Genomic DNA, 14,745 nt, shown 5'->3' on the forward strand with positions numbered 1-14,745 from the left:
ACCGACCGATCACGTTACTCAGGATCAACCGGCTTCTTCAACTTCGGGTTCGGGAAGAACTGCACGCCCTGAACCTTGGGATCAGCCGGTTTGACCACCGCCTTGTTGACCCGCGTACCCAACTCCTTCGGTATCGAAATACCCTGCTCGTTGAGCGTGTCGCTGTAACCGCAACTCACGCACTCGCGATGCGGCACGTCGTTTTCGTTCCACATCATCAGTTTGTCAGGCTCGCTGCACGCCGGGCAAACCGCCCCGGCGATGAAACGTTTCCTGGTAATGACTACCGGGGTATCGGTCATGCTGCCGCATCCTCGCTCAAGCCACTGTGACGCAACAATGCGTCAATCGACGGCTCGCGTCCTCGGAAGTCGACGAACAGCACCATCGGTGCCTGCGAACCACCACGCGCCAGAATGGCTTCGCGGAAGGCGCGTCCGGTTTCAGCGTTGAGCACACCGTCTTCCTCGAATTTCGAGAACGCATCGGCGGACAGCACCTCGGCCCACTTGTAGCTGTAGTAACCGGCTGCGTAACCGCCTGCGAAGATGTGTGCGAAGCTATTCGGGAAGCGGTTGTAGGCGGGTGGACGCATCACTGACACTTCGTCGCGAATGCCTTCCAGCACGTCCAGCACGCTGCGGCCGTCGCCATGCGTGGCATGCAGCTCGAAATCGAACAGCGAGAACTCCAGCTGACGCACCATCATCAGGCCGGACTGGAAGTTCTTGGCGGCGAGCATCTTCTCCAGCAGATCCTGCGGCAGAGGCTCGCCGGTTTCGTAATGACCGGAGATCAGCGCCAGGCCCTCGGGCTCCCAGCACCAGTTTTCCATGAACTGGCTCGGCAACTCAACGGCGTCCCAGGCCACGCCATTGATACCGGATACCCCGGCATGCTCGACGCGGGTCAGCAAGTGATGCAGGCCGTGACCGAATTCGTGGAACAGCGTGGTGACTTCGTCGTGGGTCAGCAGCGCAGGCTTGCCGGCAACAGCGGGTGTGAAGTTGCACACCAGATTGGCCACCGGGCTCTGCAACGTGCCTTGCGCCGTACGGCGACGGTCGCGCGCGCCGTCCATCCAGGCACCACCACGCTTGTTGGCGCGGGCATACAGATCGAAGAAGAAGCGCCCGACGTGCTGACCGTTTTCCTTGATCTCGAACAGACGAACATCCGGGTGCCAGGTGTCGAAGCCTTTCTGCTCGGTAATCTCGATGCCGTACAGGCGCTGAACGATGGTGAACAGGCCGCCAAGCACCTTATCGACAGGGAAGTAGGCACGCAGGATTTCCTGGGAAACGCTGTAGCGCTGCTCGCGCAGCTTCTCGCCGTAGAAACCGCTGTCCCAGCTTTGCAGATCCGGGCAGCCCTGTTCGGCGGCGTAGGCCTTGAGCTGCTCTAGGTCCTGGGCCGCGAAAGGCTTGCTGCGTTTGGCCAGGTCACGCAGGAAGCTCAGCACCTGATCGCTGGACTCAGCCATCTTGGTTGCCAGGCTCAGCTCGGCGAAGTTCGCGTAGCCAAGCAGTTGCGCCAGTTCCTGACGCAGGTCGAGGATCTGCTCCATGACCGGCGTGTTGTCGTTCTTGCCCGCGTTCGGGCCTTGATCCGACGCGCGGGTGGCGTACGCCGCATAGACTTCTTCGCGCAGTGCGCGGTCTTCGGCGTAGGTCATCACCGCGTAGTAGCTCGGGAATTCCAGCGTGATCAGGTAGCCTTCCAGATTCTTTGCCTTGGCAGCGGCGGCCATCTGCTGTTTGGCAGAATCGGTCAGGCCGGCGAGGGCGGACTCATCGGCGACCAGCTTGGTCCAGGCCTGAGTGGCATCGAGCAACTGGTTGGAAAACTGGCTGCCCAACTCCGACAGTTTGCTCTGCACTTCGGCGTAACGCTTCTGCTGCTCGGGCGGCAGATCGATACCGGACAGGCGGAAGTCACGCAGCGACTGCTCCAGAATGGTCTTCTGGCCAACGTCGAAACTGGCGGCCTCGGGGCCATTGGCCAGGGCTTCATAGGCCTGGAACAGCGCGCGGTTCTGGCCCATCTCGGTGGAGTAGGCGCTCAAGGCCGGCAGGCAGGATTCATACGCTTCGCGCAGCTCGGCGCTGTTGCACACGGCATTGAGGTGGCTGACGGGGCTCCAGGCAGCGCCCAGGCGGTCGTTCAGCTCGTCCATGGTCAGCACCAGTCCGGCCCAGGTCGGTGTCGAACCCTGTTTGGCGAGGATGTCGGCAATCGCGGCACGGTTATCCGCCAGGATCTGTTCGATAGCAGGTTTGACATGCTCGGCACGAATCGCCGAAAAGGGTGGCAGGTCGTACGATTGCAGAAGAGGGTTGTTCGCGCTCACGGTTTTGCACCTTGCCTTGAAGAAACACTCAGCCATCTTAATTACAATCGACGCCGACCGCAGCAACCAAACCCGCTCTGCACGCCTATCACTGCCAAAGAAGGAGCCTATCGTGGCCATTCGCAAGTTTCAGGAGCACACCCCAGCCCTCGGCGAACGGGCCTTTGTCGATCATTCAGCGGTGGTTATCGGTGACGTCGAAATCGGCGCCGACAGCTCCGTCTGGCCGCTGACCGTGGTACGCGGCGACATGCACCGCATCCGCATTGGTGCCCGCACCAGCGTGCAGGACGGCAGCGTGCTGCACATCACCCACGCCGGCCCATTCAACCCGGACGGTTTTCCGTTGATCATCGGCGATGACGTGACCATTGGCCACAAGGCCATGCTGCATGGCTGCACAATCGGCAACCGCATCCTGGTCGGCATGGGCACGACCATCATGGATGGCGCGGTAGTTGAAGACGAGGTGATCATCGGCGCAGGCAGCCTGGTGCCGCCGGGCAAAGTGCTGGAAAGCGGCTTCCTGTACGTCGGTCGCCCGGTCAAACAGGTGCGTGCATTAACCGACAAGGAAATCGCCTTTTTTCCGTACAGCGCCACTAATTACGTGAAACTCAAGGATCAGCATCTGGCGGAGGGGTTTGATCAGGCGTAAATCGCTATTAAAGATGACCATCGTTCCTATGCTCCAGCGTAGGAATGCCTTTCGTGACGCTCCGCGTCACAATTCTGCGCCGCACCACGTGCTCAAGATCGGACGCAGAGCGTCCAGAAAGGCGTTACCACGCGGAGCGTAGTAACGATGATTGCTCATGGCATCAACGCCCGCAGCGCCGCCTTGCGCGCCTCGGCAGGCATCGCGCCCAGCTTCTCCACAGCCCGATAAAAGGCCTGCCAGTCGCCATTCACCTGCCTGAACAACGCCTCGAAAGCTGGCACCCATTGATCGTAAAGACCAAAAGGCAGCAGCTTGGCGTTGTTCATCGGGCTGTTGATCCAGGCATCGAAGCGCTTGTCGCCTGCCCATTGATCATCCCGCAACGCGCGGTAATCACGGCGCATCCGCTCGAATTCTTCAGCCTTGCGGGCGCGCATCACCTCGGCCGACAGCGGCTGGCGATACAACGCCTTGAGCCGCTCCCGGGTATCAAGCACCAACCGGGTAAACTGATCACGCCGCGCCGACTGCGAAACACTCTCCGGCGGTAATCCCCGCGCCGCACGCCATTGCCGCGTACCTTCCTGCTCGACGAAACTGGCGTAGGACTCGTTGAACTCCGTGTCGTCCTTCACGTAAAAACGCTGATGCGCCAACTCATGAAAAATCAGCGTGGCCAGACGCTCGTCACCCCAGCCCATCATCGAACTGAGAATCGGATCATTGAACCAACCCAGCGTCGAATAGGCTTCCACGCCACTCAAATACACATCCTTGCCCGCCTGCCGCTGCAACGCCGCCTCGCCACGCGCCCCGCCAGGGCTGTAATAACCGCGATACGCCACACACCCAGCGATTGGAAAACAGTGCGTGACCGGCTCCAGCGAGAACTCATCCGTCGCGAACACATTCCACACCACATAAGGGCGGCCCAGGTCCGCATACAGGCGGTAACTCTTGTTATCCGGCAGATGCAAATGCTCACTGGCAAACGTCCGCGCCAACTGCGACCGGGCCAGATGCTGGCGCAAACCTGCATCCCGAGTCGGGTCAGCCACGATCTTCTCCACCGGCTCACGTGCCTGCAGCAACTGCCACTGCCCCTGAGCCAACTGCCCGTAGTAGGAAACGCTGGAGCAGCCGGCAAGCAGCGTGACGGCCGTCAGCGCTGGCAGGTGTCGAAGGCGTGGCAGGGAGAATGTGGCCATGAAGGAAGTGCTTTGGTGGCTTGGGTACGGTGATGTTATGCAGGAGGGGAGTGGGGATGTGCAACTGTTATGAGGATTGAAGGTTACAGAGACTCAAACCACGGACGAGCTGGAACGCACCAAGCTGTGCGCCCGTGTAAAAAGCTATTTTCATTAGACACAAACAGAAAACCCACCGTGCAGGTGGGCTTTAGGTATTGCTATATCATCTGTCCGTGGGGGGAGGCATAAGCCAGCTAGGCCCTCGGCAAGTGGGCAGACTATAGGGAGATTTGCAGTTGTCGTCAATGTCAGCTTTAGAGGTCGCAAAGGCAATCAGATTGTCCATTTCCTCTGCCCGGATTTCGACGTATGAGAATGCAGCGCGCGCTGTGGGCCGGGGTCTTGATGAGGCCATCACTTTGTATGCCTGGAACGCCCTCGTCTCTGCAGCGTTCCTTACACCGCTACACCTGTGCGAGGTGATTGTTCGTAACGGTGTTGCAGACGCAATCGCTTCGGTTTACGGCCCCGAGTGGCCTTGGAGTCCCGGCTTCGAGCAAAGCTTGCCCAATGTTACAGGTCCGGTTTTCAAGCCAAAACAAGAGCTTGCAAGAGCCAGACAGAAATGTGGAACAACCGGGGCCGTTATTGCGGAGTTGAAATTCGTCTTTTGGGAAAAAATGTTCACAAAACGGTTTGAAGGCCGTATCTGGACTCCTTATCTATACCGCTTTTTTCCAAACCTCGAAAAGTGCTTCACTGTATCTGCCCACCGAGCAAAGATCGCGGCTGATCTCGAACAAATCCGATTGCTTCGAAATCGAATTGCTCATCATGAACCAATCTTTTCACGAAACCTGAGAAGCGATTTTGCCGTTATCCAACGCTTGACCGAAACACGCTGCGCAGTTTCTGCAGACTGGATGACTGGCCAACAGCAGGTCATGTCAACGGTTGCCACTAAACCTTTTTAAACAGAGGTACACCTCGGTGCCAAACCGTCTTCTGATACTGATAACCGCACTCACTCTAGCCACCCTCGCCGGATGCGCCGGTCCCTTGCCCACCGTCAATCCGGACATGGCGTGGGTCGACATGCGCACCATCACCGGCCAGTTGATCATGGGCGACAAGCTCGATGGCAAGAACACTTACGACGGCCGCTACTTTCAGGTGACGCCGGGCAGCCATGAGTTGCAGGTGCGTTATGACTACGAGTACCGCTCGGGCGGCATGGGGATGATCGGCGACGAGTACACCGAGATCACGTGTTACGTCAGTGTTCGTTACGACCACTTCGCTGCCGGGCAGCGTTATGTGCTGGAGGTACGCTCACTGGCGAACAGTGTCGATGCCTGGCTTTACGATGCAGAGCGCAAGGTGGTGGCCGAGGAGGAAGAAGAGGGCGGGGTGCACTGCATCTGATCAGCGACCGTTGAGCTGATAGATGATTTTTTTCGTACCGTTGTCGCAGCTGCCGACGATCATGCTGGGATCGGTGGCCTCTTCGTTGCCAACAATTTCCAGCGTGTAGGACGTGACGTTGTTGGCCTGGATCTTGGCTTCGATTTCAGCCTTTAGTTCTTCGCAGGATTTCGGTGCCGCCAGGGCGCTGGTTGCCAGCAGGGTGCAGGTCGCTGCCATAATAAAACGTTTCATGCTCGACTCCTGATCATAATCAAACCATGCGTCAACCAACGCATGACCGATGAAGCAAGCCAGCTTTATACAGCAGATACAGGAGCGCACAAGGCGCCCCCGCAAGGCTGGCTGTGAATCAGCTCAGCAATGTAGCGTCCAGGGTGATCTTCGCGTTCAGTACCTTGGAAACCGGGCAGCCTTCTTTGGCCTGCTTGGTCAACTCGTCGAACTTCTCCTGGGTCGCGCCTGGCACTTTGGCCTTGAGGGTCAAATGCACAGCGCTGATCGCGAAACCGCCTTTTACCTCATCCAGCGACACCTCAGCCTGAGTATCGATGCTTTCAGCAGTCAGGCCTGCACCGCCCAGGATCATGGACAACGCCATCGAGAAACAGCCTGCATGGGCTGCGCCGATCAGCTCTTCCGGGTTGGTGCCTTTGCCGCCTTCAAAACGTGCCTTGAAGCCGTAAGGCGCTTCGCGCAGCACTCCGGTTTCCGTGGAGATGCTGCCGATACCGCTTTTCAGATCACCTTCCCAGTGGGCGGATGCTTTCTTGACGATACTCATGGTGGCTCCTTTTGGAATGAATTTGGATCGTTGCTGTTACAGCATTCTGAGGATAGACGGCTCTGGAAAGTTCAACCGTCGGAAAGACCAACCATTTCAGTAGGTTTTTCTACACTGCCCATTGAAAAGCCGGACTTGCGCCCGCACTGCTGTTTCATCGTGGGCAGCTCCAGCAGCCGGCCCATCACAATTCGAGGAGCTACCCCGGCCTATGAAACGTTTGGCAGATGTAAAAATTTCCACCCTTGATCTGGTGCCGGTGCGCCACGACAAAGGGCCCGCCGATTCCCTGCGCAACTCGCTCAACCTTGCCCAGCATGTTGAAAAGCTGGGTTACAACCGCTTCTGGGTGGCCGAGCACCACAACATGGACGGCATCGCCAGTTCAGCGACCTCGGTGCTGCTCGCCTACCTGGCAGGCGGCACGTCGACCATTCGTGTCGGGGCTGGCGGGATCATGCTGCCCAACCACGCGCCGCTGGTGATTGCCGAGCAGTTCGGTACCCTGGCCAGCCTGTATCCCGGCCGCATCGACCTGGGACTGGGCCGCGCTCCGGGCTCCGACCAGATGACTGCGCGTGCCTTGCGCCGCGAGCGCTCCGGCAGTGCCGATGACTTTCCGGATGATGTCACCGAGCTGATGGAATACCTGGGGCCGCGCACGCCTGATCAAAAAGTGATCGCCGTACCCGGTTCAAACACCAACGTGCCGATCTGGCTGCTGGGCTCGAGCCTGTTCAGCGCCCAGCTGGCAGGCATGCGCGGCTTGCCGTATGCCTTCGCATCGCACTTTGCACCGCGTTACATGCACGAGGCGATTCGCGTGTATCGCAATCACTTCCAGCCATCGGAAGTGCTCGACAAGCCTTATGTGATGCTCGGTGTGCCCTTGTCGGCGGCCGACACGGACGAGCACGCCGAATACCTGGCGACGTCGGTCTATCAGCGCATTCTGGCGTTGATGCGTGGGCACAGCCTGATGCAGCGCCCGCCTGTCGAGTCGATGGACGGTCTGTGGCTGCCACACGAGCGTGAAGCCGTATCAAGCTTCCTGGGTCTGGCGATGGTGGGTGGCCCGGAAAAGATTCGCGCCAAACTGGACGTGCTGCTCGAGCAGACCGACGCGGACGAGTTGCTCTTCACCTGCGACATGTACGAGCACGAAGACAGGCTGCGCTCTTACGAGATCCTGGCCCAGGTCGCGCACGGCTAAGCGACTTTCCGAATCGGAAAAAACCAGCCAGAAACAGCATCGCCCCGGACTAAATGACAGTCCGGGGCGATGCTGTTCGTGAAACCTGCAAACGGGATTGACCGGGCCAACCGGCCTGAGCCGGGCCTGGCTGGCAATCAACCGCGCTGGTAAACGATTTCCTTGGTGCCGCCTTCGCAGGTGCCGACGACTTGCTTGTCGGCCGCGCTGCCTTTCTCGACCACTTCCAGCGTGTAGGACGTTACGCCCTTCGCCTGGAGTCTTGCGTCGAGTTCACTTTTCAACTCTTCACATGGCTTGCCTGCCGCGAGGGCAGTGCCTGCAATGCTCAGCAAGCCTACAGCCAACAAAAACTTCTTCATGGGTAATCCCTCTCGTCCGGCCAAATGAAGACGCCATCGGAACAGGCGCCCATTGAAAATCCCCACGCTCACACAGCGAACGCGTGGCCACATTTGCGTGTAGCGCAGCTTATGGCAATCGGCCAGCCGAAAGGTTCAGATCACCCTCAGCTGTTGGTGATGCGGAAGCCCACTTTCAACGTCACCTGGAAGTGCGCGACTTTGCCGTTTTCGATATGGCCGCGGGTTTCGGTCACTTCAAACCATTCCATCAGGTCGAGGCTTTTGCTGGCTTCAGCCAGGGCATTGTTGATGGCGTCTTCGATGGTGGTCGTGGAAGAGCCTACGATTTCAACTTTCTTGTACGTGTGATGATCCGACATGGCAGTTCTCCTGAGGTCTGAAAAAGACGCGATATAGAGCGCGCTCCCTGCTTCTGTCAGGAGAAGGCGCGCAAAAGTTCAGACCTTTGCAAAAATCCCATCGCACTTTCCAAAAAGCCCGGAGTCCGAAACAACACGCCCACTCATCATTGCAGGAGAAACACCATGGCTACTACGTCACTTCGCAAAGCCTCGTTGCAGAGTATGGAAGCTGAAATCGAGAGCCTCCTGAAGTCCCTCGAGGGCCTGAAAGCCGACGCTACCGACGAGTCGCGCAAGACACTGAAGAATCTGAAAGCCAACGCTGAAAGCGCGCTGAGCCACTCGCGCAGCCTGCTCAGCGATGTCTACGAAGACGTTAAAGAGAAAACCCGCGAAAACGCACTGGCAACCCGCGACTACGCTCAGGAACACCCTTGGACCACCGCCGGCGTTGCGGTAGGTGCCATCGGCCTGATCGCTGCCTACATGCTGTTCAAGCGCGGTAACTGATCAGTTTTTGATCGGTTCCCCGGACCGCCTCAGCTCATTTTTTAACCACTGAGCAAGCTGCTGCGCCCGTCCATCGGCCGCACGTCTGGGTACCCAAAGCGCCAGCTGCGCCGGGGTTTCACTGAACCCCCAAGGCGCAGCCAGGCGACCGGCCTTCAGGTCATCGATGACCAGAGGCTCGGGCGCAATTGCAATGCCAAGGCCCGCCACGGCCGCCTCCAGCAAATAATACAAATGCTCGAAACCCTGCCCGTAACGCAATGACTGCGGATCGATGCCGTTCTGCTGCGCCCAGCTCGGCCACGCCTGCGGACGCGATGTGGTTTGCAGCAACGATTCTTCCAGCAACGTCTCGGCAGGTGCATCGCACAAGCGCTCGAATCGCGCGAAGCGTGGGCTCAACACCGGTCCGATCCGCTCGCTTGCCAGTTCGAATACCTGCATGTCTGCCGGCCACGGCGGCTCGGCAAATATCAGCAGGGCATCAAGACCTGGCCGACGCGGGTCAAGATCACCTTCACCTGCCGACAGGTGCAGACGCAGGTCCGGAAGCTCGGCATTCAGGCGACTCAAGCGCGGGATGAACCAGCGCGCCAGCAGGCTGCCGGAGCAACCCAACACGAACGGCGCATCTGCGCTGCCCTTGCTCAGTTCTGCACACACGCCGCGCAGCCGGTCGAACGCGTCGCCGCTGACATCGCGTAGGCGAATACCTGCATCTGTGAGTTTCAGGCCTCGTCCGTCTTTGCTGAACAGGCTTACACCCAGGTGTTCTTCAAGCACTTTCAATTGGCGACTGACAGCACCATGCGTCACGTTCAGCTGTTCGGCCGCCTGGCTGACACTGCCAAGCCGGGCAGTGCTTTCAAAGGCGCGCAATGCATTGAGGGGAGGGAGGTCGCGGCTCATGATCTGTGAGTTTTCCTGACAGGTTGCAGCGATCTTATCGGTTTTCATCCAGCCTTGCGCTGGTTAAAGTGGACTCATTGCCAATACGGCTCAACCCATTCGCCCAATACTGCAACTGGAGCACTTCATGACCCAGACCAATTTCCGCAGCGGCCCCGACGCCAATGGCCTGTTCGGCTCATTCGGCGGCCGCTACGTGGCTGAAACCCTGATGCCGCTGGTGCTAGACCTCAACCGCGAGTACGAAGCCGCCAAAGCCGACCCGGAATTCATCAAGGAGATGGCCTACTTCCAGCGCGATTACGTGGGCCGTCCAAACCCGCTGTACTTCGCCGAGCGCCTGACCGAGTTCTGTGGCGGCGCGAAAATCTACTTCAAGCGTGAAGAGCTCAATCACACCGGCGCGCACAAGATCAACAACTGCATCGGTCAGGTGCTGCTGGCCAAACGCATGGGCAAAAAACGCCTGATCGCGGAAACCGGCGCCGGCATGCACGGCGTTGCCACTGCTACCGTTGCTGCACGTTTCGGTCTGCCTTGCGTGATCTACATGGGTGCTACCGACATCGAGCGTCAGCAGGCCAACGTGTTCCGCATGAAGCTGCTGGGCGCTGAAATCGTTCCGGTCACTTCCGGCACCGGCACCCTGAAAGATGCGATGAACGAAGCGCTGCGTGACTGGGTGACCAACGTCGACGACACCTTCTACCTGATCGGCACCGTGGCAGGCCCGCACCCTTACCCAGCGATGGTCCGTGACTTCCAGGCCATCATCGGCAAGGAAACCAAAGAGCAGATGCTGGAGAAGGAAGGTCGTCTGCCGGACAGCCTGGTCGCCTGTGTCGGCGGCGGTTCCAACGCCATGGGCCTGTTCCATCCGTTCCTGGATGACGCCAGCGTGGAAATCATCGGCGTTGAAGCGGGCGGTCACGGCGTCAGCACCGACAAGCACGCGGCCAGCCTGAACGGCGGCGTACCGGGCGTGCTGCACGGCAACCGTACCTACCTGCTGCAGGACGGCGACGGACAAATCACCGATGCGCACTCGATCTCTGCCGGTCTGGACTACCCAGGCATCGGCCCGGAACACGCATTCCTGCACGAAGTGAAGCGCGTCGAATACGTCAGCATCACCGATGACGAAGCGCTGGATGCTTTCCATCAGTGCTGCCTGCTCGAAGGCATCATCCCGGCGCTGGAAACCGCTCACGCCCTGGCCGAAGCCATGAAGCGCGCGACCAACCTGCGCGATGATCATCTGATGGTCGTGTGCCTGTCCGGGCGCGGCGACAAAGACATGCAAACCGTCATGAACCATATGGCAGCCGCCGAACACACTCAGGAGCAGCTGGTATGAGCCGTCTAGAACATCGTTTCGCCCAGCTTAAAACCGAAGGTCGTGCGGCGCTGGTCACCTTCATCACCGCCGGTGACCCTGGCTACGACACCTCGCTGAAAGTCCTGAAAGGCCTGCCTGCGGCGGGTGCTGACGTGATCGAGCTGGGTATGCCGTTCACCGATCCGATGGCCGACGGTGTGGCGATTCAGCTGGCGACCCTGCGTGCTCTGGACGCTGGCCAGACCCTGCAGAAAACCCTGCAGATGGTCAGCGAATTCCGTGTCGACGATCAGACCACGCCGATTGTGCTGATGGGTTACTACAACCCGATTCACCGCTTTGGCGTCGAAGCCTTCGTGGCGCAGGCAAAGGAAGCGGGCGTTGACGGTCTGATCATCGTTGACCTGCCACCCGAGCACGACGCCGAGCTGGCGACCCCTGCACAGGCGTCCGGCATCGACTTCATCCGTCTGACCACACCGACCACCGATGATGCGCGCCTGCCGCGCGTGCTGGAACGCAGTTCCGGGTTCGTTTACTACGTGTCGGTCGCCGGTGTGACCGGGGCTGGCTCGGCCACCACCGAGCACGTCACTGAAGCCATCGCTCGCTTGCGCCGCCACACCGATCTGCCGATCAGCGTCGGTTTCGGTATCCGCACACCCGAGCAGGCCGCGGCGATTGCGCGTCTGGCTGACGGCGTGGTCGTGGGCTCGGCGTTCGTCGACAAGATCGCCAGCGCCGAGTCGCCGGAGCATGCCGTCGACGGCGTGCTGACGCTGTGCGCGGCACTGGCCGAGGGCGTACGTAGCGCTCGTCGCTGAGGGTAAAGTTTCTGATACAGAGGAATCAAAGCCTGAGCGGCAGCTCTATGTAGCAAGACATAAGGGGTTCATGACCAGCGTCATGAACCCCTTTTTGCTGCATTGCGTGAAGCCGAGGAAACACCATGAAACTGCCAAACCGTTTTATCACCGGACTGGGTATCTTGATGATCAGCGCCAGTCCGCTGCTGCAAGCTGCACCACCGGATCAACGCGGTGATGGCCCGGACGACAATCGTGGCGTTCAACAGCCGGGGCCGCAGAACAATGGCGGGCATAACGAGCGTGGCAATGACCGTGGACCGGGCAATGACAATGGCCGGGGTCCGGACAAAGGCCCGGCCAGCCAGCCAGGCAGACAGGCCCACCAGGACAACCGCGGCGGCAACCGCCCACCGCAGGATTTCGGCCCGGTACGCGAGACCTTCCAGCAACACCGCGACGTCATCGGCCGGGGCCAGCCACTGCCGCCTGGCGTACACATCGCCAAGGGCCGTCCGTTGCCCCCTGGTTACGGCAAACGCCTGGACAGCCGCTCGCTGCAATACCTGCCACATTATGACGGCTACGAATGGCGCCGCCTGGGCACCGACGTCGTACTGATCGCCGTGGGTTCTGGGATTGTTTACGCGATTCTGGATGGTGTGTTGAATTGATGGGTGCTGCTATGCGGAGCGTCAGACAAGGCACTCCCACGCTGGAGCGTGAGGAACGATAATCTCGACTATCGTGCGACGCTCCGCGTCGCATGCCGTTCTGGACGCTCCGCGTCCGATCTTGAGGGCAGCCCAGCGCAGAAACCAGCCCAGCTCAACCCTGCTTCTGGTTAACCCGCGCCAAAAACGTCATCAGCGCTCCCGACACAAAATCCGGGTTCTCCAGATTGGCGATATGCCCTGCCTCAGGCACCAGCACGTAAGGGCAGCCGATCAGGCTGGCCATCTCGCGGGTTTCTTCAGGCGGGCGCGGGATGTCCGCATCGCCACACATTATCAGCGTGGTGTCGGCATTCAGTTGTTCGATCAACCCGAGCCGGTCATCACGACCGAAAATCATCCTTCCCAGTGGTACGACGGACTGACGCAACTGCTCGGCATTCATGCTGGCAAGCGCTGCACGAAACGACGTGTACACAGGCGACTGCGGATCAATGCCGGGACGGAAGAAAATCGGTACGACGATATCCAGCAGCGGCTCAGGAAAGGTCCCGACCTCTTCCAGCTTGTCGAGCAACGAGAAGTAATAGGCTTTCTTGGCTTCGGTCTCTTTGCCCAGATAGGTGTCCATCAGCACCAGCCCCGTGATGCGCTCTGGCGCGAGCAGTGCAGCGATTGCGCCCCACATACCGCCGACCGACAGCCCGACGATGCTGCAACGCTCGATATTCAAATGATCCAGCAGCGCCAGCGCATGCCGCGCCAGGTCATCGAGGTTGCGAGTACCTTCGGGAAACCCGCTGGAATCTCCGTGCCCCCACAGATCCGGCACGATCACCCGATACTGGCTGGCCAGGGTATCAATCTGAGCACTCCACATCGCCTTGTCCCAGAGATAGCTGTGACCGAGCACTACCACCGGGCCCGTGCCCTGGTCGGAATAGTGAAGTGTCTTACCGTCGATGAGTAGATCCGGCATTTCTGATGATCCTCTGTTCTGGTCTTTCAGCATTCGGTTCAGGCAGCCTGGGGCAGGGCACCGATGATATTCAAGCGTATGCATGACCATTTTATTGATGTGCGCGCGGCGATGGACCGAGCGGTCACTTTTCAGCGGGGCAATGTTACACCGCAATCGACGGCAATGGCCTGCCCGCCAGCGAAACCCCGCTCAACGCCTGCTCGCTGGCCAGCCAGTCCACGAATTGCTGAACGATCTGCACGCGGCGTTTGCGCTGGGGCAGGACGACGTAATAGCCCTGGCCGGAAATCGCCGCGCCGGCGATAGGGCGGCAGAGCAGGCCCTGATCGAGCAGGTCGTCGACCAGGTGCTTCCAGCCGATGGCGATACCCTGTCCGCCGATGGCCGCCTGGATCAGCAGGGTGTAGTTGTCGAAGCGCAGTTGACCGGGCGCGGGGGCCTGAGGGATGTCCAGCGCGCGGAATACGCCCGTCCAGTCGAACCAGTGGTTGATGCTTTCGCCACGCAGGTGCAGGAGTGGAAAGTCGCGCAGCGCATCGTTGGGCAGCGGCGTCTGGCGCCCGGCGATCAGTTGCGGGCTGCACACCGGGAAGACCTCTTCGCTGAACAGCCAGTGGCTTTCGCCCTGTTTGAAGCGCCCGTCACCGAACAGCACCGCAACATCGATATCAGCACGTAACATGCTGTGGGTACGCTCGCTGGTGACCAGGCTGACGTCCACGTCCGGGTTAACCTTGTGGAAACGGTGCAGACGCGGCATCAGCCAGTAGGCGGCGAAGGCGAAGTCGGTCGCCACTTGAAGCACTTCGTGCTGGTGGTGTTCGGTAATGGCTGTCAATCCGCTGTCGATGGATTGCAGCCCGGCCTGCACATGGCTGAATAGCACTTCACCGGCGTCGGTCAATTCGATGCCACGGTAGATGCGGTCGAACAGACGGGTAGCGAGTTGCTCTTCGAGGCGCTTGATCTGCTGGCTGACAGCGGGCTGTGTCGTGCCCAGTTCGAGGGCTGCCGCTGTGAAGCTGCGCAAACGCGCCGCGACTTCAAATGCACGCAGCAGATCGAGTGACACATCGCCGAAAGATTCAAACATTAGCTGGGCTTATCCTAGGTATTGCTGTGTATGGGCTTTACCCTGAAACGTATGGACTCCATCCTCATACCCGGCACTTTCGCATAACTTTTCACAATGGGAT

General features: G+C 59.6%; 18 protein-coding genes. 8 read left to right on the plus strand and 10 right to left on the minus strand.

The window, feature by feature from the left end:
• Positions 1 to 14: 14 nt before the first annotated feature.
• Entirely contained in the window at positions 15 to 302 is a 288-nt protein-coding gene (locus tag BT119_RS07800; protein WP_003367746.1) for a YheV family putative zinc ribbon protein, read from the minus strand.
• Complete coding sequence (prlC, locus tag BT119_RS07805; protein ID WP_072365277.1) at positions 299 to 2,350, minus strand: oligopeptidase A; 2,052 nt, start codon at positions 2,348 to 2,350, stop codon at positions 299 to 301. The genes BT119_RS07800 and prlC overlap by 4 nt, the downstream gene beginning before the upstream one ends.
• A 112-nt stretch (positions 2,351 to 2,462) precedes the next feature.
• On the opposite strand from prlC, the gene BT119_RS07810 reads away from it, so the two are divergent.
• Positions 2,463 to 3,008: a gamma carbonic anhydrase family protein gene (locus BT119_RS07810; protein WP_072365279.1), complete on the plus strand. Its 546-nt coding sequence runs from the start codon at positions 2,463 to 2,465 to the stop codon at positions 3,006 to 3,008.
• Positions 3,009 to 3,163: 155 nt separating this feature from the next.
• Here BT119_RS07810 and BT119_RS07820 read toward each other — a convergent pair whose 3' ends face one another.
• Entirely contained in the window at positions 3,164 to 4,219 is a 1,056-nt protein-coding gene (locus tag BT119_RS07820) for an aminopeptidase (RefSeq protein WP_003367755.1), read from the minus strand.
• Positions 4,220 to 4,506: 287 nt separating this feature from the next.
• On the opposite strand from BT119_RS07820, the gene BT119_RS07825 reads away from it, so the two are divergent.
• Entirely contained in the window at positions 4,507 to 5,175 is a 669-nt protein-coding gene (locus tag BT119_RS07825; protein WP_003432705.1) for a hypothetical protein, read from the plus strand.
• 85 nt (positions 5,176 to 5,260) lie between these two features.
• A complete protein-coding gene (locus BT119_RS07830; protein WP_161429428.1) occupies positions 5,261 to 5,626 on the plus strand; it encodes a PA0061/PA0062 family lipoprotein in 366 nt (121 codons plus the stop codon).
• Here BT119_RS07830 and BT119_RS07835 read toward each other — a convergent pair whose 3' ends face one another.
• Entirely contained in the window at positions 5,627 to 5,860 is a 234-nt protein-coding gene (locus tag BT119_RS07835) for a DUF1161 domain-containing protein (protein WP_003367761.1), read from the minus strand.
• Between the two features lie 118 nt (positions 5,861 to 5,978).
• Entirely contained in the window at positions 5,979 to 6,410 is a 432-nt protein-coding gene (locus BT119_RS07840) for an OsmC family protein (protein WP_003367763.1), read from the minus strand.
• Between the two features lie 211 nt (positions 6,411 to 6,621).
• Here BT119_RS07840 and BT119_RS07845 point away from each other — a divergent pair, with 211 nt between their 5' ends.
• Positions 6,622 to 7,623 carry an LLM class flavin-dependent oxidoreductase gene (locus tag BT119_RS07845; RefSeq protein ID WP_003432707.1) on the plus strand — a complete coding sequence of 334 codons (1,002 nt, stop codon included), beginning with the start codon at positions 6,622 to 6,624 and terminating at the stop codon, positions 7,621 to 7,623.
• Positions 7,624 to 7,760: 137 nt separating this feature from the next.
• Here BT119_RS07845 and BT119_RS07850 read toward each other — a convergent pair whose 3' ends face one another.
• Positions 7,761 to 7,985 (minus strand): DUF1161 domain-containing protein, encoded by a 225-nt coding sequence (locus BT119_RS07850; RefSeq protein WP_003318454.1) that lies wholly within the window; start codon positions 7,983 to 7,985, stop codon positions 7,761 to 7,763.
• Between the two features lie 146 nt (positions 7,986 to 8,131).
• Positions 8,132 to 8,347, minus strand: coding sequence for a dodecin (locus BT119_RS07855; RefSeq protein ID WP_003318455.1), 216 nt, complete (start codon positions 8,345 to 8,347; stop codon positions 8,132 to 8,134).
• 165 nt (positions 8,348 to 8,512) lie between these two features.
• Here BT119_RS07855 and BT119_RS07860 point away from each other — a divergent pair, with 165 nt between their 5' ends.
• Positions 8,513 to 8,839, plus strand: a complete 327-nt coding sequence (locus BT119_RS07860) for an ElaB/YgaM/YqjD family protein (RefSeq protein ID WP_003318456.1) — start codon at positions 8,513 to 8,515, stop codon at positions 8,837 to 8,839.
• Here the strand turns inward: BT119_RS07860 and BT119_RS07865 are convergent, their stop codons facing one another.
• Positions 8,840 to 9,796 (minus strand): LysR family transcriptional regulator, encoded by a 957-nt coding sequence (locus tag BT119_RS07865; protein ID WP_054082301.1) that lies wholly within the window; start codon positions 9,794 to 9,796, stop codon positions 8,840 to 8,842.
• Positions 9,797 to 9,875: 79 nt separating this feature from the next.
• Between BT119_RS07865 and trpB the strand changes: the two genes are divergently transcribed.
• The 3 genes from trpB (at position 9,876) to BT119_RS07880 (ending at position 12,567) form a co-directional block, all read left to right on the plus strand.
• Entirely contained in the window at positions 9,876 to 11,105 is a 1,230-nt protein-coding gene (trpB, locus tag BT119_RS07870; RefSeq protein WP_003367769.1) for a tryptophan synthase subunit beta, read from the plus strand.
• Positions 11,102 to 11,911 carry a tryptophan synthase subunit alpha gene (gene trpA, locus BT119_RS07875; protein WP_003432715.1) on the plus strand — a complete coding sequence of 270 codons (810 nt, stop codon included), beginning with the start codon at positions 11,102 to 11,104 and terminating at the stop codon, positions 11,909 to 11,911. Before trpB ends, trpA begins: the two co-directional genes overlap by 4 nt.
• Before the next feature lie 125 nt (positions 11,912 to 12,036).
• Positions 12,037 to 12,567: an anti-virulence regulator CigR family protein gene (locus BT119_RS07880; protein ID WP_003432716.1), complete on the plus strand. Its 531-nt coding sequence runs from the start codon at positions 12,037 to 12,039 to the stop codon at positions 12,565 to 12,567.
• 154 nt (positions 12,568 to 12,721) lie between these two features.
• Here the strand turns inward: BT119_RS07880 and BT119_RS07885 are convergent, their stop codons facing one another.
• Both BT119_RS07885 and BT119_RS07890 read right to left on the minus strand, forming a co-directional pair.
• Complete coding sequence (locus BT119_RS07885) at positions 12,722 to 13,546, minus strand: alpha/beta fold hydrolase (protein WP_003432717.1); 825 nt, start codon at positions 13,544 to 13,546, stop codon at positions 12,722 to 12,724.
• 145 nt (positions 13,547 to 13,691) lie between these two features.
• Positions 13,692 to 14,642, minus strand: coding sequence for a choline sulfate utilization transcriptional regulator (locus BT119_RS07890; RefSeq protein ID WP_072365285.1), 951 nt, complete (start codon positions 14,640 to 14,642; stop codon positions 13,692 to 13,694).
• Between the last annotated feature and the right edge of the window lie 103 nt (positions 14,643 to 14,745).

Origin of the sequence: Pseudomonas sp. NFACC10-1 (assembly GCF_900119195.1) — a bacterium.
Classification (GTDB): Bacteria; Pseudomonadota; Gammaproteobacteria; order Pseudomonadales; family Pseudomonadaceae; genus Aquipseudomonas; species Aquipseudomonas cerasi.

Excerpts from the sequence above, each read along its gene's own strand:
- BT119_RS07855 (WP_003318455.1), bottom strand. The coding sequence starts at position 8,347 with ATGTCGGATCATCACACGTACAAGAAAGTTGAAATCGTAGGCTCTTCC.
- BT119_RS07860 (WP_003318456.1), top strand. The coding sequence starts at position 8,513 with ATGGCTACTACGTCACTTCGCAAAGCCTCGTTGCAGAGTATGGAAGCT.
- BT119_RS07800 (WP_003367746.1), bottom strand. The coding sequence starts at position 302 with ATGACCGATACCCCGGTAGTCATTACCAGGAAACGTTTCATCGCCGGG.
- BT119_RS07890 (WP_072365285.1), bottom strand. The coding sequence starts at position 14,642 with ATGTTTGAATCTTTCGGCGATGTGTCACTCGATCTGCTGCGTGCATTT.
- BT119_RS07825 (WP_003432705.1), top strand. The coding sequence starts at position 4,507 with ATGTCAGCTTTAGAGGTCGCAAAGGCAATCAGATTGTCCATTTCCTCT.
- trpB (WP_003367769.1), top strand. The coding sequence starts at position 9,876 with ATGACCCAGACCAATTTCCGCAGCGGCCCCGACGCCAATGGCCTGTTC.
- trpA (WP_003432715.1), top strand. The coding sequence starts at position 11,102 with ATGAGCCGTCTAGAACATCGTTTCGCCCAGCTTAAAACCGAAGGTCGT.
- BT119_RS07835 (WP_003367761.1), bottom strand. The coding sequence starts at position 5,860 with ATGAAACGTTTTATTATGGCAGCGACCTGCACCCTGCTGGCAACCAGC.
- BT119_RS07885 (WP_003432717.1), bottom strand. The coding sequence starts at position 13,546 with ATGCCGGATCTACTCATCGACGGTAAGACACTTCACTATTCCGACCAG.
- BT119_RS07865 (WP_054082301.1), bottom strand. The coding sequence starts at position 9,796 with ATGAAAACCGATAAGATCGCTGCAACCTGTCAGGAAAACTCACAGATC.
- BT119_RS07845 (WP_003432707.1), top strand. The coding sequence starts at position 6,622 with ATGAAACGTTTGGCAGATGTAAAAATTTCCACCCTTGATCTGGTGCCG.
- BT119_RS07820 (WP_003367755.1), bottom strand. The coding sequence starts at position 4,219 with ATGGCCACATTCTCCCTGCCACGCCTTCGACACCTGCCAGCGCTGACG.
- BT119_RS07840 (WP_003367763.1), bottom strand. The coding sequence starts at position 6,410 with ATGAGTATCGTCAAGAAAGCATCCGCCCACTGGGAAGGTGATCTGAAA.
- BT119_RS07850 (WP_003318454.1), bottom strand. The coding sequence starts at position 7,985 with ATGAAGAAGTTTTTGTTGGCTGTAGGCTTGCTGAGCATTGCAGGCACT.
- BT119_RS07880 (WP_003432716.1), top strand. The coding sequence starts at position 12,037 with ATGAAACTGCCAAACCGTTTTATCACCGGACTGGGTATCTTGATGATC.